This is a genomic window from Pradoshia sp. Z4_20 (assembly GCF_058216035.1).
Map to the genome: position 1 here is coordinate 129,844 of NZ_JBZAJD010000006.1, position 20,813 is coordinate 150,656.

General features: G+C 37.9%; 16 protein-coding genes. 7 read left to right on the forward strand and 9 right to left on the reverse strand.

All coding sequences use genetic code 11. The features are described from left to right. The first annotated feature begins 15 nt into the window (after window positions 1-15). Complete coding sequence (locus AC4BHP_RS14205) at window positions 16-777, forward strand: ABC transporter ATP-binding protein (RefSeq protein WP_148630348.1); 762 nt, start codon at window positions 16-18, stop codon at window positions 775-777. Continuing rightward, entirely contained in the window at window positions 767-2,710 is a 1,944-nt protein-coding gene (locus AC4BHP_RS14210; protein WP_066109599.1) for an ABC transporter permease, read from the forward strand. Before AC4BHP_RS14205 ends, AC4BHP_RS14210 begins: the two co-directional genes overlap by 11 nt. Before the next feature lie 1,026 nt (window positions 2,711-3,736). On the opposite strand, the gene AC4BHP_RS14215 is transcribed toward AC4BHP_RS14210, so the two are convergent. Further along, entirely contained in the window at window positions 3,737-4,750 is a 1,014-nt protein-coding gene (locus tag AC4BHP_RS14215; RefSeq protein ID WP_490552945.1) for a CdaR family transcriptional regulator, read from the reverse strand. A 202-nt stretch (window positions 4,751-4,952) separates the two neighbouring features. Here AC4BHP_RS14215 and AC4BHP_RS14220 point away from each other — a divergent pair, with 202 nt between their 5' ends. From AC4BHP_RS14220 to AC4BHP_RS14230, 3 genes are all read left to right on the forward strand, one after another. After that, a complete protein-coding gene (locus tag AC4BHP_RS14220; RefSeq protein ID WP_066109605.1) occupies window positions 4,953-6,248 on the forward strand; it encodes a GntP family permease in 1,296 nt (431 codons plus the stop codon). A gap of 14 nt (window positions 6,249-6,262) precedes the next feature. Next, window positions 6,263-7,399 (forward strand): glycerate kinase, encoded by a 1,137-nt coding sequence (locus AC4BHP_RS14225; RefSeq protein WP_490552949.1) that lies wholly within the window; start codon window positions 6,263-6,265, stop codon window positions 7,397-7,399. 728 nt (window positions 7,400-8,127) lie between these two features. Further along, window positions 8,128-11,643 carry a bifunctional 2',3'-cyclic-nucleotide 2'-phosphodiesterase/3'-nucleotidase gene (locus AC4BHP_RS14230; protein WP_490552954.1) on the forward strand — a complete coding sequence of 1,172 codons (3,516 nt, stop codon included), beginning with the start codon at window positions 8,128-8,130 and terminating at the stop codon, window positions 11,641-11,643. 50 nt (window positions 11,644-11,693) lie between these two features. On the opposite strand, the gene msrA is transcribed toward AC4BHP_RS14230, so the two are convergent. From msrA to AC4BHP_RS14245, 3 genes are all read right to left on the reverse strand, one after another. After that, entirely contained in the window at window positions 11,694-12,653 is a 960-nt protein-coding gene (gene msrA, locus AC4BHP_RS14235) for a peptide-methionine (S)-S-oxide reductase MsrA (protein WP_490552956.1), read from the reverse strand. A 242-nt stretch (window positions 12,654-12,895) separates the two neighbouring features. Next, complete coding sequence (locus AC4BHP_RS14240; protein WP_139892341.1) at window positions 12,896-13,366, reverse strand: PaaI family thioesterase; 471 nt, start codon at window positions 13,364-13,366, stop codon at window positions 12,896-12,898. A gap of 130 nt (window positions 13,367-13,496) precedes the next feature. Further along, window positions 13,497-14,231, reverse strand: coding sequence for a DUF2238 domain-containing protein (locus AC4BHP_RS14245; protein WP_490552958.1), 735 nt, complete (start codon window positions 14,229-14,231; stop codon window positions 13,497-13,499). 203 nt (window positions 14,232-14,434) lie between these two features. Between AC4BHP_RS14245 and AC4BHP_RS14250 the strand changes: the two genes are divergently transcribed. Then, the gene (locus AC4BHP_RS14250) at window positions 14,435-14,908 is read left to right on the forward strand and encodes a hypothetical protein (protein ID WP_490552960.1); all 474 of its coding nucleotides are present in this window, start codon (window positions 14,435-14,437) and stop codon (window positions 14,906-14,908) included. A 64-nt stretch (window positions 14,909-14,972) separates the two neighbouring features. Here the strand turns inward: AC4BHP_RS14250 and AC4BHP_RS14255 are convergent, their stop codons facing one another. From AC4BHP_RS14255 to AC4BHP_RS14275, 5 genes are all read right to left on the reverse strand, one after another. After that, window positions 14,973-16,193, reverse strand: coding sequence for a glutathionylspermidine synthase family protein (locus AC4BHP_RS14255; protein WP_490552962.1), 1,221 nt, complete (start codon window positions 16,191-16,193; stop codon window positions 14,973-14,975). Between the two features lie 76 nt (window positions 16,194-16,269). After that, window positions 16,270-16,647 carry an RNA helicase gene (locus AC4BHP_RS14260; RefSeq protein WP_490552964.1) on the reverse strand — a complete coding sequence of 126 codons (378 nt, stop codon included), beginning with the start codon at window positions 16,645-16,647 and terminating at the stop codon, window positions 16,270-16,272. Window positions 16,648-16,665: 18 nt separating this feature from the next. Continuing rightward, window positions 16,666-17,064, reverse strand: a complete 399-nt coding sequence (locus AC4BHP_RS14265; RefSeq protein ID WP_490552966.1) for a DUF350 domain-containing protein — start codon at window positions 17,062-17,064, stop codon at window positions 16,666-16,668. A 23-nt stretch (window positions 17,065-17,087) separates the two neighbouring features. Continuing rightward, window positions 17,088-17,423 (reverse strand): aminotransferase yhxA, encoded by a 336-nt coding sequence (locus AC4BHP_RS14270; protein WP_066109628.1) that lies wholly within the window; start codon window positions 17,421-17,423, stop codon window positions 17,088-17,090. Window positions 17,424-17,705: 282 nt separating this feature from the next. Then, a complete protein-coding gene (locus AC4BHP_RS14275) occupies window positions 17,706-19,454 on the reverse strand; it encodes a solute:sodium symporter family transporter (RefSeq protein WP_490552968.1) in 1,749 nt (582 codons plus the stop codon). 322 nt (window positions 19,455-19,776) lie between these two features. Here AC4BHP_RS14275 and AC4BHP_RS14280 point away from each other — a divergent pair, with 322 nt between their 5' ends. After that, a complete protein-coding gene (locus AC4BHP_RS14280; protein ID WP_066109631.1) occupies window positions 19,777-20,766 on the forward strand; it encodes a LacI family DNA-binding transcriptional regulator in 990 nt (329 codons plus the stop codon). The last annotated feature ends 47 nt before the right edge of the window (window positions 20,767-20,813 follow it).

Below are 20,813 nucleotides of genomic sequence, written 5' to 3' on the forward strand. Positions count from 1 at the left end.
GGGAGACGATTCCATATGAATATATTAGAGGCACATAAAATCCATAAATCATTTGGTAGCAAATTTAATCAGCAAGAGGTTCTAAAAGGCATTGATATTACTATTAAAACAGGAGAATTTGTTGGAATAATGGGCGCCTCCGGTTCAGGAAAAACGACTTTACTTAATGTATTATCTTCGATTGATAAAGTCAGCACAGGGACCATCATGATTAATAATACAGAGATGACAGCAATGAAGGAAAAGCAATTAGCTGAATTCCGCAAGCATCATCTTGGCTTCATCTTTCAGGAGTACAATTTATTAGATACCTTAACTGTTAAGGAAAATATACTTTTACCATTATCTATTAGCGGCTTATCCAAAAAAGAAGCTATAAAGAAGTTTGATGAGGTAGCTAAGGATCTTAGCATCCTGGACCTGAAGGATAAATACCCAAATGAACTCTCAGGCGGTCAAAAGCAGCGAACATCTGCAGCAAGAGCGTTTATCCATGAACCAAGTATTATTTTTGCCGATGAACCTACAGGTGCCCTTGATTCTAAATCAGCATCCGATCTGTTAAATAAACTAAGTGAATTAAACCAAAAGAGGAATGCAACGATTGTATTGGTTACACATGACCCTATAGCAGCCAGTTATTGCAATCGCGTTATTTTTATTAAGGATGGACAAATCTATACACAGCTAACTAAGGGCCAAGAAGATCGTGAATCCTTTTTCAGAGGAATTATTAAAACACAAGGAATCTTGGGTGGTGTTATGGATGAGCGTTAAAACACTCATATGGAGAAACCTCAAAAAAAATATAAACAACTATTATCTCTATGTATTTGCTTTAGTTTTCAGCGTTGCCCTTTACTTTTCATTTGTTACTCTGCAGTATGACCCCGCAATGGATGCTGCTAAAGGTTCGATAAAAGGAGGGGCTGCACTTCAAGTAGGATCTATTTTGCTCATTAGCATCGTACTTGTATTCCTGCTCTTTGCCAATAGTATTTTTATTAAAAGGCGGGGCAAAGAAATTGGTCTATTCCAGTTAATCGGTATGACGAAATCGAAAATATTCCGTATTTTAAATATGGAGAATGCGATTCTCTACTTTGGTTCATTGGTGGTAGGTATTTTTATTGGATTCTCCATTTCAAAGCTTATTATGCTTATACTAATTAAATTAACTGGTGTCGAGGATATAGCTGCTCTACGTTTTTCAGGAGAAGCGCTAATCCAAACTATTATTGTGTTCAGTGTGATCTATCTACTAATCATGTTATCAAATTATCTCTTCATTAAAAGACAAACTATATTATCATTATTTAGAGTAACTTCTTCCACTGAAGTAAAAGTCAAAAAAATATCTAAATTTGAAATCACAATTGGTATACTTGGTCTTTTTTTAATAGGATCTGGATACTATATTTCAACTAAACTTTTCGGTGAAGATTTATCTACTGGCGATGAGTTAATAGCAGCAATGTTATATATTCTTGGGGCTGTGATAGTTGGGACCTATTTGTTTTATAAAGGCTCTGTGACCTTTATTTTAAATAGTATTCGTAAAAAGAAAGATGGTTATTTAAATGTGTATGAGGTTCTCTCTCTCTCATCTATCATGTTTCGCTTGAAATCGAATGCTATGTTATTAACAATCATCACAACTGTTTCAGCACTTGCAATCGGTTTACTCTCCTTAAGCTATATTTCCTTCTATTCAGTAGAGAAAACAGCGAAGAATGATGTTCCAGCTAACTTCTCCTTTATGAATGAAAAAGATGCTGATCATTTTACAAGTGTCCTTCGTGAAAATGGCATTGCTTTTAAGGAGAAGAAAGTTGACGTTATTCAATCGAGAGTTAATATTGAGCAAATTATAGAAACCAGCCTTAATGTACTTGATCTTCGACTGAATTCTATGCCAATGCCTGTTATCAGTGAAAAGGCAATTGACGATGTTGAGTTATCTGCCCATGAGGCTTATTTCACCGGGTATAGCGACATGCTGAAAAATACGTTGGATTTTAAAGACACAGGTAACATCCAAATAACAGGTAACAACATAACGATTGACCAAAAATATACAGGCCTAAATAGGGATTATGTGATTTCCTGGAACTTTACCATCAGCGGTATACCTGCTGTAGTTGTGGATGAATCTACTTTTCAAAGATTAAAGGATGATATAGATCCAGCTATCCAGGATGCTGACTCACTCTATATTGGGATTGATATCACAGATAATGAACAGCTTCCAGAAGCAAATAGTCTATTCAACCAATTAGCTACTCAGGATGATACACATGAATCTCGTATTAACATGATCCAAGATAACAAAAAAAGAATGGGATTAACGATGTTTATTGTCGGATTTCTCGGTTTAACATTCCTTATTACATCGGGCTGCATTCTTTACTTTAAACAAATGGGTGAAAGTGAGGACGAAAAGTTAAACTTCTCTATCTTAAGAAAACTTGGATTTACCCAACAGGATCTTTTGAAGGGTGTTAAGCTAAAACAATTATTTAATTTTGGAATACCACTCATATTAGGTCTTTGTCATAGCTATTTTGCAGTTAAGTCAGGTTGGTTCCTATTTGGAATAGAGATTTGGACACCGATGTTACTAGTAATGGTGTTGTATACAGTATTCTATTCTATATTTGGAGTATTATCTGTTTCATATTATAAGAAAATCATAAAAGAATCGTTATAAAATTATTTATGGAGCTCTTGCTTTAAATAGCGGGAGCCTTCTTTTCATTTTGAAGAAAATAATTCGAGGAAAATTCTATAAATAGCGTGTTTTAATGATGGGAATTTAAATTTATGGTGCATACTCTAATTGCCTTTGTCTATTCATTTTAGATAAAGGCATTTAATGAAGTATACACCATTCCTAAAGTAGCAACTTTAGAGACAAATGTTATCACAATTGCTTTCATATTAGATCCTCCCTTGTTTCAATATTAGCCCAATATCGCATATGATTAATTACATTAAACAAATAATACAAGAGCCATTGTTACAAATTTAAGTCCAAATACAATTCCTAATCCTTTCATTCTGCCTTTCCTCCTATCTTTTTTTCTTTACGTTTGCATTCCTACAAAGAGCAAATATTACTACATACAATGTTCATTACATAAATAACATTAACGCCATTGTTACAGCTTTAAATCCAAATACAATCGCTAATGGTTTCATTCCTTCTCCTCCTATCTTTTTAATTACATATTGTCCTATTACATAAAAATTTGCATTGCTGTATAAACTAACAATAATGATCCCGCTTTAAGCGCAAAAGTTGATACTACACTTTTCAATTTCACAATCTCCTTTTCAAAAATAAGTGATCTTTCAAGTTGATTTCTCAACCTTACAGATACAGTATAGTCCAAAATGACTATAACAGTCCAGTGAAATTTTCAAAAAAAGTTTGTGAAATTATTCACTTATATTTTGTTAAGCACACCGTTTAATCTATTGGTATACATAGTTGTATACAAGTATTCATAGAAAAATATGATTGTGAAAGCAATGAAAACACTTCCAAAATCATGTGATTTATTTCACAAACTGTATTACTCTATAAAAATATAGACTATAACAGTTTTGTTATCTTGATAATTTTTTTCTAGATTTTATTCACAAACTTTTGTCTGTCTGCACCCAATTAATTCGACCTTCAATCTTCAATAAAAAAACCTAACCGAATGTTAGGTTTAAATGAATGAGGAATTTAATCCTTTAACATAATAAAGATCAACTCGAACAACTCGAATATTTGTTTAGGATCTTTACTTGTTATCTCCTTAATTTTATCCAGACGATATTGCAGCGTATTTCTATGAATATGTAACTCTTTTGATGTTAATGTCATATTGCCATTCTTATTAATATAGATCTGCAAGGTCTCCAGCAATTCCGGCGAAGAGATAAGAGAACCTTTAATATAGGAGTGATTAATAAACGAATCTATACCTATCTCGCTGATTCTGGATAAAAAGGATACATCCATATAATGAATAACTCTCTTTTGAAGATTTAATTTTTCACTAATTTGCATAGCACTGATTGCTTGATGATAGCTCTCAGAAATAGTGTCTACATGACTTCCAACACTGATCTTTATAGTCGAATTTTCATTAGTTAACAGGTCAGCCAAGGGTTTGACTCCGCTATTATCCTGTAGCAGGATGATGGAATGCTCATCTTCCTCAAAAACAGGATAATTGATTCTTTTAGGACTTGGCTTTAGCTTTGCAATCAGGACAGATGTTTTTCTTGTCAGATCAAGCTGATAATTCAGGGCTTCCCTTTTTATTTCATCTGAGTATTGGTACTTCGTTTCTACTAATAACTTAAGAAACGCGGACTTCTTTTTACTAATCTCCTCCATACTCTTCAACGCGATTTCTTGTTCAATTAACAGAGAGACTGTGGTTTTGACTAGTTTGCAAAAAGGGATTACCTCACCCGGCTCGCCACTAATCCCAATAACACCTACCATCTTTTGATTAATGACAATCGGTTCATTTGTACCCTTTTTTTCGTACCTATTATCCTCTGTTATTGTAATCATCCTGCCTAAACGTAGGGCTTGGACTGCTCCAGTATGAAAGGTTCCGATTCTGTCCTTACTCCCGCTGCCGATAATGATGCCCTTTTCGTTCATAATATTGATATTATATGGAATATCCGCCATCATTTTATCGACAATATGTTGCGCCTGTTTATTAGTTAACTGATACATGGTGAACAAAACCTTTCTTTATTTCTGTACCGCCTTATCTTATGATCCGTAAATCTTCTCCTATATTTCCATTATAAACTAACAAACCTCTCATCACTTTCTTTGTGCGTTTGCACAAAGAAAATCATCTATCCATCAATAGAATTGTAACCGCTACCAAACTATAATAAGACGTATTCCACACTACTTAGGAGGTTACAAGATGGACGGGATTATGATTAGTTGGATTGGGGCTTTAGCTGGTCTGGCAATAGCCATTATCTTAATCTTAAAAAAGCTGAACCCGCTGTATGCTCTATTTTTAGGAGCCATACTCGGATGTTTAATAGGTGGAGCTAACCTTGAGGAAACAATCAATATACTTGTTGGCGGCACTCAAAGTGTTATGGGGACTGTTATTCGTGTTCTTGCCGCTGGAGTTTTGGCTGGTGTCATGATGGAATCCGGGGCTGCAGAAACAATCGCCCAATCTATTGTTTCTAAATTAGGGGAAAAGAAGGCTCTCATTGCATTAGCTCTTGCCACCATGATTATTACAGCGGTTGGGGTATTTATCCCTGTAGCTGTCCTGATTGTAGCGCCTATCGCTTTATCAATTGGTAATAAAATGGGCATTTCAAAAATTGCTCTATTATTAGCACTATCCGGAGGAGGAAAAGCGGGTAACATCATCTCGCCAAACCCGAATACAATTGCAGCAGCCCGAGGGTTTGATTTAGAACTTAGCGATGTAATGATTGCAGGTCTTATCCCAGCAATTTTCGGCTTAATCGCAACTGTTCTCATCGCCACTTTAATCAAAAATAAAGGCGAAAAAGTTTCAGATAATGAGGTTGTGGATCTTGATCATGGTTCAGCTAACTATCCTCCACTGAATAAAGCAATCGTAGCTCCATTAGTAGCCATTATCTTATTAATGATTAATCCAATCGGTTCAATTTTAAATATAGAGGCCTTATCCAGCTTTAAAGTAGATGCTATGTACATTCTCCCCCTTGCAGGTATCATTGGAACAATAGCTATGGGGAAATCAAAAAATTTATTGAAATATACAGCATCAGGCTTGGATAGAATGACAGTAACTGTGTTAATTCTAATTGGTGCAGGTGCCATCGGAGGATTAATTTCTCAATCCAATCTATCCGCACAGGTTGTTTCATTAATTGAAGCTACCGGTATCTCTGGTACATTCCTGGCACCTATAGCAGGTATTTTAATGGCAGCAGCCACTGCCTCTACATCTACTGGCGTTATTATTGCCACAGGATCATTCAGCGAAGCTATTTTAGACATGGGAGTTGCACCACTTGCCGCTTCAGTTATGGTTCACTCAGGTGCAACAGTAATTGATTCATTACCGCACGGAAATTATTTTCATGTTACAGCGCAAAGCATGAACATGTCCATTAAACAAAGGATGTCCGTAGTCGGCTACGAAGCAATTGTCGGTGCAACCATGACGATTGTAGCCACCATTTTATTCGGATTTATTTTATAACAGGAGGGGTTACAATGAGCAAAACGTTTGTACTTGCACCAGATTCTTTTAAGGAAAGCATGACAGCAAAAGAGGTATGCATTGCAATGGAAGCAGGTATTAAAAAGGTCTATCCAGATGCAGATTTTATCCATGTTCCGATGGCAGATGGCGGAGAAGGTACTGTCCAGTCACTCATTGATGCAACAGGCGGCACTCTCTATTCATTAGACGTTACAGGTCCACTCGGCAACCCCGTAACTGCTCGATATGGAATTATGGGGGATCATGAAACCGCAGTTATTGAAATGGCAGAAGCCAGCGGTATTCACTATGTCACCCAAGAAACAAAAAATCCACTCATTACTACTACATATGGTACAGGTGAATTGATTCGCGCCTGTTTAGATAAAGGGATTAAAAAAATCATCATTGGAATTGGCGGCAGTGCTACTAATGACGGAGGAACAGGTATGGCTGAGGCGCTGGGTGTTCAGTTTCTTGATAAAGAAGGAAACCATATCCCTAGAGGAGGTGGCTACTTAAATCAATTGCATACAATTGATACGTCTAAAATAGATACACGTCTAGCTGATGTAACCATGATAGTTGCCTGTGATGTAACGAACCCTTTATGCGGCGAAACTGGAGCATCTCATGTTTTCGGGCCTCAAAAAGGCGCCACACCTGAAATGGTTAAACAGCTAGATCAGAATCTAGCGCATTATGCTGACATGGTAGAGCAGCAATTAGGACAAGCTGTTCGGAACACCCCAGGCTCTGGAGCTGCTGGTGGCCTGGGTGCTGGCTTACTCCTGTTTACAAATGCCACTCTTCAAAAAGGGATTGACATTGTAATCGAATTCAGTGGGTTACGAGAAAAACTTAAGAACGCTGACTATGTGTTCACAGGCGAGGGCGGCATTGACTATCAAACTCAATTTGGCAAAACACCTTATGGGGTCGCACAAGCTGCAAAAGAACTGGACAAAAAAGTAATAGCAGTTGCCGGATACATTGGGGAAGGTATTGAAGCACTTTACGACAAAGGAATCGATGCCATCTTCGGAATCATCCCAGAACTCGCACCCCTAGACCAAACCCTAAAAAACGGCCCTAAAAACATAGAAAGAACCTGCGAGAATATTGCAAGAGTGCTGAAGGGCCTCTAATAAAGGAACGAAGACTAAAAACGCCACGTCCTGTGGCAACGTCTTCATGACCTACATCCTGTAGGCCCGCGAGGAGCTTAAGACAGGAGCTCGGAGGGGATGAATTAAGGAGCAAAGACTAAATGCACCACGTCCTGTGGTAACGTCTTTGTGACCAACATCCTGTTGCCCTCCGCAGAGGCTATGCTTATGTCCCGAACTCCTAGGCCCTGAAGCCAGACTACTTAGAGTGCTGAAGGGCCTCTAAGTAAGGAACGAAGACTAAAAACGTCACGGTTTATACACCTTCAAAAGACCTTAGAACCCTCATCTCGGAGGCTTCCGACAACGATTTGTATGCAGTTAGGAACCTATGTCAGATTTGATAGGCTTTAGTGTAGTTCCTAACGTTACAAATAATAAAAGAGATTAGATATTGTAAATCTAATCTCTTTTTTAGTCATTATAACCCTCTTATCCCTTTTGATAGTCTCTGCCTATTCTATTTTATGAAATACCAAACCAATTTCTCATGTCTTCTCCAAAATAACCGATTACTTTGACATCCATAATACCTATATTTAATTATGAACTGAGTAATGATAACTAGTTTTTTAACCTGAATCAATATAATTAATAGTAGTATTTAACTGTTATTCTAGATATCTATCCATATACCACTTTAAATTTGATATATTTGTAAGCGGAGCCTAAAACTCTCAAAAAAATACAAAGGATAGGTGCCTCGTATGAAACTATGGAGTAGTATTAAAGGTCGGATCTTTTTAACAAGTACAATGGCAATCAGCTTGGCAGCAACATCATTTATGACAAGTGAAGCAGAAGCCACCAATCACAAGCATCATAAGCCTAAGGGACAATCACAAGTAGAACTCCGTATTATGGAAACGACAGATATTCATACTAATCTTTTAAGCTATGATTATTATAAAGATAGCTCCGCCCCTAACATAGGTTTAGCTAAAACAGCTACTCTCGTAAAAAAGGCACGTTCAGAAGTAAAAAATTCTGTATTAGTTGATAATGGCGATTTAATTCAAGGGACACCTCTTGGCACATATAAAGCTAAAATCGATCCGTTAGAAAGAAGAGAAACACATCCAGCCATAAAGGCTATGAATATCATGGATTATGATATAGCGACTCTTGGAAACCACGAGTTTAACTATGGGTTGAAATATCTGAACGAAGTATATAATGACGCTGATTTTCCTGTCATTAATGCAAACGTATACATTGATGATCAGGATAACAATCCACGCAATGATGTTCATAAATTCCAGCCCTATAAAATCGTCAATAAAAAAGTTAAAGACCAATCCGGAAAAACCAAAATCATTAAGATTGGCTATATCGGTTTTGTTCCACCACAAATCAACGAATGGGACAAGGCCCATCTTGATGGAAAGGTCATTACAAAGGATGTTGTAGCAACTGCTAAAAAATACATTCCTGTCCTAGAGAAAAAAGGTGCGGATGTGATTGTTGCTATGGCTCACTCCGGTTTTAATGGGAATCTCGATAATACGGAGGATACCGTATATGCTTTAAGCAAAGTACCTGGTATTGATGCTCTCACTTTTTCACACACACATAAAGTATTCCCAGCTAAAACCGATGCTGAATTAGATGCTTTATTCAAAGATTCTGCAGGAAATCCTCTTCCTGGTGTTGATAATACTAAAGGAACCATTAATGGCGTGCCTGCTGTTCAGGCAGGGTATGGTGGCGCTGCACTTGGAATTATTGATTTGACATTAAAGCAAGTAAAAGGTGAGTGGGAAGTATCCAAATCTCAATCCTCCACAAGGAGTGTTGATGAGTCTGTACAACCTGATAAATCGATTGTTCGTGCTGTTCAAAAGGATCACGAAGGTACATTGAAATATATTGATACTCCTATCGGTACTACAACTGATGATATTTACAGCTACTTCGCACTGGTTCAGGACGATCCATCTGTTCAGGTCGTTACGAATGCACAAAAATGGTATGCAGAAAAGTACATTGAATTAAATAAACCGGAATTAAAGGATTTGCCTATATTGTCTGTTGGCGCTCCGTTTAAAGCCGGACGAAACGGTGTTGATGAGTTTACCGATATTAAAAAAGGCGATTTAACCATTCGAAGCGCCGGTGATTTATATCTTTACGACAATACATTGAAAGCCGTTAAAATCAAAGGCTCCGTAGTAAAAGAATGGATCGAAATGTCGGCAGGGAAGTTCAATACGATAGACCCTGCCAAAGAAAATGAACAAGAACTATTGAACCCTTCCTTTGCAGTATATAATTTTGATGTCATCGATGGTGTCAATTATCAAATTGATGTGACGAAGGCTCCAAAATATGCACCAAACGGTACTCTTATAAACCCAGAATCAAGCCGAGTAATTAATCTGGAGTACAATGGAAGTCCAATTGATCCAGATCAGGAATTTATCGTTGTGACAAACAACTATCGTGCCGGTGGCGGAGGTAACTTCCCTGGATTAAAAGGCAGTGAACTGGTCATTGATTCAGCAGATGAAAACCGCCAAGTTCTAATGGATTACATTTCTGAAGTAAAAGAAATCACACCAACTGCTGACCGCAACTGGTCTATTGCTCCAATATCAGGAAATGCGAATGTCACATTTACAACTTCACCAAAGGCAGAAGAGTATATTACAGATGAAACACCATTCACGTACACTGGAAAAACAGACTCTAAAGGCTTCGGAATCTTCAATATCGATCTAAATCGCGGAGTCAATGTTCAGTTACTGGGATTAAATGATTTACACGGACAGTTAGATACTGTCACTACTGTTGGAGATTTACCAACAGGACCTATTTCATATACAGCGGCAGCATTAAAGAAGGAAGAAGCTACAAATCCCAATACATTTCTAGTGCATGCCGGGGATATGATTGGAGGAAGTCCGTTAGTCTCCGCTTTATTCCAGGACGAGCCTACGGTTGAAATATTAGAAGCAATCGGATTTGATGTCGGAACATTTGGCAACCATGAGTTTGATGAGGGCATTGATGAACTCAAGCGTATGATGAATGGCGGCGACCATCCTAAAGGCAACGCTGACTATGACGGAATGAACTTTCCATTAGTTGCTGCCAATGCTTTTGACACTAGAGATGGGAATTTAATCACCCAGCCCTATACAGTTTTAGAAGCTGCGGGCGAAAAAATTGGTGTTATTGGCGTTGTAACTCAGGAAACGCCTACTATGATCGTAACAAAAGGAAATGAATCATTAAAAATCACAGATGAAGTAGCTGCCATCAACAAATATACAGATGAACTTAAGAAACAAGGAATTGAGGCTATTATCGTGCTTGCCCATAATCCCGCAACGCAAACTGGCTATACCGATTCCTTCGATGCAAGCCGGATTGCAGAGCAGATTAATGATGAAGTCGATGTGATTTTTGCGGCACATAACCACGTAAACGTGAACCGCGTCGTTGATCAAAAATTAATTGTTCAAGCTTACTCCTATGGAAATGCTTTCTCTGATGTAGACATCACCATTGATCCACTAACAGGCGATATCGTCAGCAAAACAGGAAAAATAAACACTGTTTACCAAAAGGACTATGCTCCAGATTCTGAAGTCTCATCTATTCTAAAAAAATACTCTGATCGAGTAGAGCCCATTAAGGCGCAAATAATAGGCAATAATACGGCTTCGCTTGAAAAAAGCTATCCAACTACAGCAAGGGAACTCAGTGACATTGCTCTCGGTAATTTAATTGCAGATGGTATGAAGGCAGCCATGGATTCAGATTTCGCCTTAATGAATGGCGGCGGTGTACGCTCTCCATTAGATGCAGGCGAGGTAACATTTGGTGATTTATTCGCCATTCAGCCTTTTGGTAATGTATTAAACAAAGTAAAGCTTAGCGGATCTGATTTGGAAGTCGTTTTAAATGAACAAATCACAGCAAGAGGTTTAGATTATCACGTATCCGGTTTTAAATATACCTACACTTATGATGACCAAGCAAAAACCGGTAAGGTAGTCGATATCCTTTTACCGGATGGCAGTAAAGTCGATCCGAATAAAGAATACACAGCCGTGATCAACAACTATATGTATGGAAATATCAGTACGAGCTTTGGTAAGCTATCAACAGATATGGAAGTCGGACCAGTTGATATAGATGCAACTGTTGAGTTTGTAAAAACCTTGCCTTCCCCGTTTGAGTATAAGGCAGAGGGTAGAATTCAAAAAATAGATTAACAAGTGATTAAAGGACTGCCAATTTCATAATAGGCAGTCCTTTCTTAGTTTTACTTATTAAATAAACTTAAATATTGACCGTATCCCTTTTCCTCTAACTGATCTAGAGGGATAAATCGGAGGGCGGCGGAGTTAATACAATAACGTGCTCGATCCGGTCCTGGCCCATCATCAAAAACATGCCCCAGATGAGAGTCTGATGTTTTGGACCTTACTTCAATTCTTCGCATCCCATATGAAGTATCAAGCTTTTCTTCCATTTCATGTCGCTGTATTGGTTTCGTAAAACTCGGCCAGCCACAGCCGGCATCATATTGGTCAAGTGAACTAAATAAAGGTTCACCCGAAATGATATCTACATAGATTCCCTCTTCCCTATTGTCCCAATACTCATTTTGAAACGGCGGCTCTGTTGCGTTATTCCTTGTCACCTCGTATTGGAGCGATGTTAATTCTGCTCGAAGCTGCTCATCACTTTTTGTATTCTTCCAATTATCTCTTATAAAACGAGCACGACTTGATCCCTCTTTATAGAGATTATAGCGAAAAGGATTCTTCTTATAGTAATGTTGGTGCTTCTCTTCTGCTCTGTAAAATGGACCAGCCGGGAGAATCTTCGTTACGATTTCTTTCTGAAATCGCCCACTGTTGGCCAGCTCCTTCTTAGAACCTTCTGCTAAACGATGCTGCTCTTCATTATGATAAAAAATGGCTGTTCGATAAGAATCTCCCCGATCATTAAATTGCCCTCCGGCATCTGTCGGGTCAATTTGCTGCCAATATTGTTTAAGCAATGTTTCATATGACATTTTTTCAGGGTCATATGTAATTTGAACAGCTTCATAATGGCCTGTTGTATCGCTGCAAACCTCTTCATATGTTGGATTCTCCGTATGTCCGCCCGTATAACCGGATACGACTTTTATAATTCCCGGCTGCTCGTCAAATGGTGATACCATACACCAAAAACAGCCGCCCGCAAATGTTGCCAGTTCCAACTGATGATCCATTCAGTATACACCCCACTATCATTATTTTGAGTAATCAACCTTACTATCTTTTCCAACCCTACTTCTATCGTATTCAAACTCATATGCGTATTTATATAAACAGAAAACAAATGATTCCTACTATGTATCTTATCCCTCAAGTAAAAAGGCTGCTCTAAATGGTTTTATATTAAGGCAATAATAAAGGCAGTGCAAACAAAAGGTCTCATTACCCTTTGTTTAACACTGCCCCTTTAATTCATTTATTTTTTAAATGTACCAGGCATAACGACTGCTTCGACAACTCCCCTGGCACAAAGTATTTCATCAGCATAAACCTCTGTTTCCACTTTCCACTTTTTCGGGTGGATTTCAGTTAAAGAACCGATTGCAATTAATGGGACTCCCTCAGGTGTCGGTTTCATAAAATCAACATGTAATGAAGCAGTTACGAATCGAGGTGGAATTGCATCATCTCCCACATCAAATCCGTTTTTTCGATGGAGAGCCAGAGAGGCAGAGCCAGTCCCGTGGCAATCAATTAAGGATGCAATGACTCCTCCATAGACAAACCCTGGTATTGCCATGTGATCAGATTTTGGCTCATATACGGTTTTAGTCTTATCACCATCCCAGCCAGTTCGAAAATGATGTCCATCTTTATTCAGTCGCCCACAGCCATAGCACCAAGCAAAATCATCTGGATAAATATCCTGGATTGCTTTTTCAATCATCTTTATCACCAAATCACTCCTTACTAAAATGAGTAGCTAAAGATTTTTTCAATTCAATATGCATATAAATCTGAGCACATTATCCTTTGGTTGGGTTAATGGCTGCAGGTGCAATTTCATTTTGTCATAATTATGAACCAGTCTTTTCGGATTCAATCCACATCTTCTGTTCTTCTTCCTCTACGATTCTACTTTTTTGTTGCTTTTTTAAATTAATATAGCCAATTGCTGTGACAGTGAACGCACCGAGAGCATCTACAATAATATCTCCCATCGTATCCATTACAGCGTCTCGCCCAATCAAGACAACTCCCTCTCCTGTAATGAATTTTTGCATATTTGTTGCTAAGACACCATCAGCAAGAAACTCATAAATTTCCCAAACGGTTCCACAGGTTATTGCAAAACAAAAGGCGAATAAAGCAACAAAAAAGGGACTTAAATCAATTGTTTTCTTTGTATTGTTAAGGAAATTGACAATAATGAATCCTAACGCTCCCAGCATAGCTGCACTAAAGCAATGTAGAATTAAATCCCAGTAAGGAACCTTATAATAAAAATTTCGAACCTCACCAAGGTAGATCGCACAAAATAAAAAGATAAAATACATAATTTCCATGATATCCGGTATATCTATGCGGAAGCGATGTTCAAGTTGGGATGGCAGGAAAATAACTATACATCCTGTTAAACATTGCAAAATCATTAATACATAATCACTTTTCACACGTTCATATTCATTTTGAGCAACGCCTGATGGGGCATTGATTAACATGTATATAGCATAAATGACTGATATCGCGAGTAATAGCAGAACTACTCTAAAAGTCCAGTTTTTCCTTTTTTCATATTTTATGTATTCCACTTTAACCCCTCCTCTCTCTTATTTTACCTTTATTGCCCTACATATTGGTATGGCAAATGGATACATTGCTATAAAAAGAGATTTATAATAGGATTCCATGCAATATTAGTCGCTAAAAAGCTATTGGCTAAACTAATTGTATGTTAGACTCTCTTTAATTGGTCAATAATACCAAAATATAAGATGGTTATGGTGATGATAAGATGAGGCTTCGTAATGGGATAACTGGATTCTTCGATTCAGCAGATAATCAACTGACACCAATGGACGAAAGGCAGTTCAAGCAGCTCTGTTATTCTATTGTTAAATACAATGGCGGAACGCTTAATAAATGGAGAGATCCTGCATATCCAACGAGTTTTTATCATGCACACATATCATTTAATAATGAGGAATTACATATTTTACTGAATAAGCATTATCCCTTGCTTGCTTTTGCCTCAAGTGTTGAGTATGAATACATTGAATTCATTGATCTCCCCCATCTTGTCGAGACATTTTCCTCTTTTTATAAAGTACTGCATACAAGTGAGCTGAACGAGACTGTCATTATTAAAAATCATTTAAAGCATGATTTTTTACAGTACGATCATGATTTAACTCTCGCTGAATTAGAGAAAATTAAGTATTGGAAACCTAATATAGTTGGAGAGATTATTTTTAACTATTGGGATTAGGAAACCAAGGGAACCTATTATAGGGCCTTCCTTGGATGATAGTAAAGGTAAAACAAGCAATCTATCAATCACCTATACCAACAGGCAAGTAATAGGATAGATTATTGGTAATCATTCCGCCAACCCTGTAGCCGAAGGCAGATGATTTTCCGTTAAGCAGGAAGCTTCCCAAGAGCAACCGGCCTTCCTGAAGCCCCTTTTCACTTAGATATTGTACAGTCGGCTGTTCCATATAAAGTTGATAAACTGAGGTGTACTCAGAATATGACTTTTGGCTATCTGCGTACATTAATCGGCCATTTTCACTAAAGATTTCAACTGTGTCGCCCTCACGCCCAAAGGCTGGTTTTTTCACATAAGGCAGTTGATTTTTCAAAAAGGGCTCAGCTTCAAGGTATGTCGGCAGAAAATAATCCTCTACCCACTTATGTTCCTCCTCCGTAAAAAAGGGATGCCCCTCTTCATGCAATCCCCAAATGACAGCCTGAACTGCTTTATTTTGCAGTAAAAATGCCGATGGTGGATTCAGGATGGATAGCTTCCCCTCTTCCACTAACTCTAGCAACCATAAGCCAATTGTATTCCCATCTTTGTCCTGATCCATAATAATATTTTCAATCGGAAAAGTCTGCCGATAAAGGATATCAATCCTGACTCCATTCTCATCGAATAAGCCTACGCCTCTTTGAATTTGCAGCTTATGCAAGGGAGTGAATTTGGATGAGGGTACAGCCTGTTTAAGATACTGAACGGTTTCTCTGTCCTCAATATGATCCTCATGAGCCGTAAACACGATATGCGGAGCTTTTCCCTTACTGACTTGCTGGATACTTTCCTGAACTGCCTTATACAACTGCACCTCCAAGCCATCATTTGGATTCCCTGCCCCAAACTCTTTGCAAATACGTCCATTTATATGAAATAATTCTTTAATAAATGTGGGAGTATCTGAATTAATCTCGATACACTTATAACCATCTCCGTATGGAATTAGATCCAGGCGCGCGATCACACTTTCAACCGGATGAACTTTAAGTCTTAAAAAAGAAATTGTCTCTTCTGGATAACCCATCTCGAGAAAAGTTTCATATGGAACTTTACGTAATAACGAGGCCATTTTCGAGTATACCTTGCCGATTCGTTCAGTAGCTAGGCGTATATGTGCTGCCTCTTGCCTGCCTATCAGCTTCATATCATATAAGGCATATTCCTCACCATAAAGATTAGCCCAAAAGCCCTCTATATGATCATAAAATTCGCTTCTTCTTTCATAGTACTTATCCATCAACATCATCTAATTCCTTAACATAAATCACATAAACACCCCGGTCTTCATCAATCTCAGTGGACGTCACTAACATCTATCCAGTACCCGGTACATCTACTACATCCTTCAAGAGATAGCGGAGTACTTCATAATGACTGTCGTAAGGAGCGCAAGAAAGCAGCCGATAGTTTTCCCGTAATTCATGGTTTCGGAATTCAATATGAATCCCTTGACCGCGGTAGTTTTTTTCTTTCTCCCCCTGCAAATTCCTCCCTGTTTCCTTAACCACAAGGATTTCCTCTTCAGCAGACATTTCATTCGATATTAGCTCATATTGTGTTCCTCTTACAATAAAATACGTACAAAGCTGTCTGGCATAGCACTCATCCACCCCAACAGTTGGGAGATTGTATTGATAAAAGGGCTCAAACCGCCCATTTCCTTTATCTAAATAATACGTTAATTGCTTCACTCCACTTACCTGCCTTATTTAATAGGATAGACATTTCGCTAAAATTAACCCCACAGCCAGTGACAACGAGATTAGCATGATTCCAACAGCATGATTATCTTCCTCGATTGCCTGATGAATGCTAAACCTTATCGTAAGAATCTCTGCAAGCAAGAACACAACAATCTGTGAGACAATCCCGATAACTCCCCATATCACCATATCCCTAAGCGATACGGAATATTCAATTGCTGCCCCAAGTACGATTGAGAGCCCAACGATCTTACCGCCGAGTGACATGGCTGCTGTAGAGTTCTTCTCAGAAATTAGCTTGAATTCCCTCAGCTTTGGCGTACTTATAGCAAATAAAGCAATCCCTGCAGCAAGCAATAACAAGGCTACTCCTAAATATGAAAGAAAATTAAGATATAAATTCATATAAATCCTCCCTTTTCAAAGGCTTAACCTCCAAAAGATTTTGTTCCGCTGCCAAATCCCGAACTAGCCTTAATCCCCCCCTTAAAAGAGGAACTATTTTTATAGGATTGGTAGCCCTTATTGTTCAGAAGCATGCTTCGATTTCCATAAAAATAACCGCCATAATAATAATGGCCGTGATACCTCGAGTTGTCATCATCACACTCCCAAACACCATCATCATCATCCCATTTCCAATCTCCGCAGTCTGAATCTGTGGGTTTTGGAGGAAGATCTGCATTTGATGTCCCACACCCGACCAAACCAATGGTCAACGCAGTTACAGTCACACCAATCATGATTTTTTTGGTTTTATTCAATCATCTCACCTCAATCCCTCTTTCGTTATATTTTACTAAACACTTCCAATAAAAAGTATAATAATTGGAAGAAGAATTTATGTCTTTCTCTTTAGTTATAGGGATTATTTATGTATAACACCTGCTTACGAAAGTATTTAGTATTCTAAAGTAACCGACACCCTACTAACCAACACATATAATACCTGCTGAAAAACTATTAAAGACGATTGATTTATTCTCCGAAAAAAATCACCTTCCTTACTCAGGAAAGTGATTTTATATTAATATATTGTAAATTTACTACAATACATTTTTATTAAGAGTCGTTTTTTCTAAAGGTTCAGCTGTATTTGTTCTACTTCCGATTTTCTTGGTGACGAATAGACCGATCAGACAAATCAGAGCAGCTCCGGCAAGCCAAGCCCAAGTATGTACACCAAAGCCTATTTCACTTGCGAGACCGAGTTTCGAGAATACGATATAAAAAGCAGTGACACAGAAGATCATTCCCCAGGCAGCTTCCTGACGATATTTCCATGGCTCCAGGTTTACAAGATTGCGGCTTGGAAGAACGTATGCCTCTTCTCTTGGTTTGATTTTACCGATTATCAACATAAGCAGACAGCTGATGACAAACAGAATAGCCAATTGATATAAGAAGCTCATCTCAGGTTTAACAACCAGCTGAAGGATTGCATACGTTGCAATAAAGAAGGTTATGGATATTTTCGCTGCGATAGCCGGAACTCTCTTTGTCACATAACCAATAAAGATAATCGTGAAAATTGGTACATTGAAAAAGCCGTTTATAACTTGTAAGTATTGGAACAACCCGCTTGGTGCATACATAATCAGTGGTGCGATAAACATGGAGATCAGAGCAATGAAGACACCGAACCATTTCCCTTTCCTGACAATTTCCTCATCAGATTTATTTTTTCCAAAGGTTGGCGCATATACATTGATCGCAAATAAAGTTGACGCGCTATTTAAGATTCCATTAAAGACACTCAATACAGATCCAAACATGGCAGCTGCAAACAAGCCAATTAACGGTTTCGGCATTACTTCTGTTACAAGAGCTGAATACATTGTGTCTGGGTTAGCTCCCGTATTACCGATAATCTGAAATGCCATAATCCCAGGGATAATAACAATAATCGGTGTAAAGATTTTCATTAAACCGACAAACATGATCCCCTTTTGTCCTTCTTTTAAATCCTTGGCTGCCAAAGCACGTTGAATAATAGATTGATCAGTTCCCCAATAATAAAAGTTCACTAGTAAAAGGCCCGTTAAAGCCGCTCCAAATGGAACAACATCATGATTGGTACCAATTGCATTAAACTTTTCAGGAGTCGCTGCAACAAATTGTGAAAACCCTTGAGATATGCTGCCGTCTCCTAAAGTAAGCAACGCAAAAATTGGGACTAATAAACCGCCAATGGCCAAAGCAACTCCATTAAATGTATCTGAAATCGCAACCGCTTTCAATCCACCCAATACTGCATAGAAGAAACCGATTATTCCGATTAACCACACCATAATCCAAATGCCAGCCTCATAGCTGATATGAAAAGTGCTTTCAATATCAAACATTTGGCTTAATGCAATGGCGCCCGAATAAAGGGTCGTTGGTAGCATATTTAACACATATCCCAACAAGAATAATATCGACACAAACGATTTAACTTGACTGTCATACCGATCTTCTAGAAATTCAGGAATAGTTGTGATTCCTTGTTTTAAATAACGTGGAAGCAGATAAATAGCTACTAACGCTAAAACGAATCCGGATGTAACTTCATAAGCCATGTTACTCATATTCCCCGCAAAGGATTGCCCGCTCATTCCAACGAATTGTGTGGCATTTAGGTTCGTTAATAGCAGGGACATCCCAATAACGCCCCATGTTAGACTTCTTCCGCCTAAGAAATAATTATCCTTAGATACTTTTCCTTTAACCCTTTCTTTCCTCAATTTTGAAAATGTATAGTAGGCAACTACACCCGTAAAGAGAATAAAAGAAAGAATGATATACCACTGCACAATGGTTCCCCCCTGTTGACTTATTATAAAAACGTTTTCATGGGTATCATAATAAATTTTAGTAAATTAATCAATTTATTTACTAAATACACAGAAAATAATTTTGTATCTTCTAAAAAATATCAAGGAATTATTAACACGAGTGATTGGTAGTGGTTATCGTAATGGTTATCTATATTTTATGTATTTCATACTTCTATCCCTTACACCCTTCCTTAATAAAACGAAAATAATCTAAAGAAATTTACTAAAAAGTATAGTATACTGAAAGCGCTAAAATAACCGAATTTTACTTTTAGAAAAGAAAGGGGGCAGCTGTCCAATGGCCACCATTAAAGATATCGCAAATATGGTTGGAGTTTCGATTGCGACCGTTTCAAGAGTGCTTAATTACGACAACTCATTATCAGTCAGTGATGAGACGAAAAAAAGGATTTTTGAAGCGGCTGAAGAATTAGACTATCAAAAAAAACCTAAACGCAAACCTATCATGTATAAAGTAGGAATCGTGAATTGGTATACTGAAAAAGAGGAATTAGACGATCTTTATTATATGGCAATCAGACTTGGCGTGGAAAAGCGCCTGGAATACCACAATATGAAGTTCACTAATTTTTCTATAGAGCATTTGCGTTCCCTCCAAAATGAAGGATTTCAAGGGATTATCGCAATTGGTAAATTCAGCGAAAACCAGGCTGAGGAACTAAAGAGTGTGTCAAGTAACCTTGTTTTTGTAGATAGTTCACCTAATGACGATCAATTCGATTCTGTTATAGTTGATTTCGAAAAAGCCACACGAAATATTCTTCAATATTTTCTGGATCAAGGACACACTAAAATTGGCTACTTAGGTGGGCGGGAAATTTATAAGGATCACACTTCCAAAATTGACGATCCTCGAAGAACTAGTTTTGAACGATTTCTATCGGACATGGGCCTCTATCAGGAAGCTTATGTGTATGAAGGCAAGTTTTCTGTTGAAGATGGATACCACCTGATGAAACAAGCAGTCAAGGACCACGAAGATGAAATTCCTACAGCCTTTTTTGCCGGAAATGACTCTATTGCTGTTGGAGCATTAAGGGCCCTTCAAGATGCAGGTGTCCGCGTACCGGATCAAGTTAGTATTGTTGGAGTAAATGATATTAGCATTTCAAAATATATGTCTCCCCCTTTAAGCACGGTTAAGGTCTATACCGAATTAATGGGTGAAACGGCAGTAGATTTATTGCTTGAGCAGTTTTCTGGAAGACAAGTCTCAAAGAAAGTAAGTATAGCTACACAACTTAAAATAAGAGGAAGCTCCAAGTAAAGCGCACAAATAAATGTGCGCTTTTTTGTATGGTAAACTATTTAGTA

Bases quoted from the DNA above. Each gene is read 5' to 3' on its own strand.
- AC4BHP_RS14240 (WP_139892341.1), bottom strand. From the start codon at position 13,366: ATGATTGAAAAAGCAATCCAGGATATTTATCCAGATGATTTTGCTTGG.
- AC4BHP_RS14265 (WP_490552966.1), bottom strand. From the start codon at position 17,064: ATGAATTTATATCTTAATTTTCTTTCATATTTAGGAGTAGCCTTGTTA.
- AC4BHP_RS14205 (WP_148630348.1), top strand. From the start codon at position 16: ATGAATATATTAGAGGCACATAAAATCCATAAATCATTTGGTAGCAAA.
- AC4BHP_RS14215 (WP_490552945.1), bottom strand. From the start codon at position 4,750: ATGTATCAGTTAACTAATAAACAGGCGCAACATATTGTCGATAAAATG.
- AC4BHP_RS14280 (WP_066109631.1), top strand. From the start codon at position 19,777: ATGGCCACCATTAAAGATATCGCAAATATGGTTGGAGTTTCGATTGCG.
- AC4BHP_RS14250 (WP_490552960.1), top strand. From the start codon at position 14,435: ATGAGGCTTCGTAATGGGATAACTGGATTCTTCGATTCAGCAGATAAT.
- AC4BHP_RS14230 (WP_490552954.1), top strand. From the start codon at position 8,128: ATGAAACTATGGAGTAGTATTAAAGGTCGGATCTTTTTAACAAGTACA.
- AC4BHP_RS14255 (WP_490552962.1), bottom strand. From the start codon at position 16,193: ATGGATAAGTACTATGAAAGAAGAAGCGAATTTTATGATCATATAGAG.
- AC4BHP_RS14220 (WP_066109605.1), top strand. From the start codon at position 4,953: ATGGACGGGATTATGATTAGTTGGATTGGGGCTTTAGCTGGTCTGGCA.
- msrA (WP_490552956.1), bottom strand. From the start codon at position 12,653: ATGGATCATCAGTTGGAACTGGCAACATTTGCGGGCGGCTGTTTTTGG.
- AC4BHP_RS14210 (WP_066109599.1), top strand. From the start codon at position 767: ATGAGCGTTAAAACACTCATATGGAGAAACCTCAAAAAAAATATAAAC.
- AC4BHP_RS14225 (WP_490552949.1), top strand. From the start codon at position 6,263: ATGAGCAAAACGTTTGTACTTGCACCAGATTCTTTTAAGGAAAGCATG.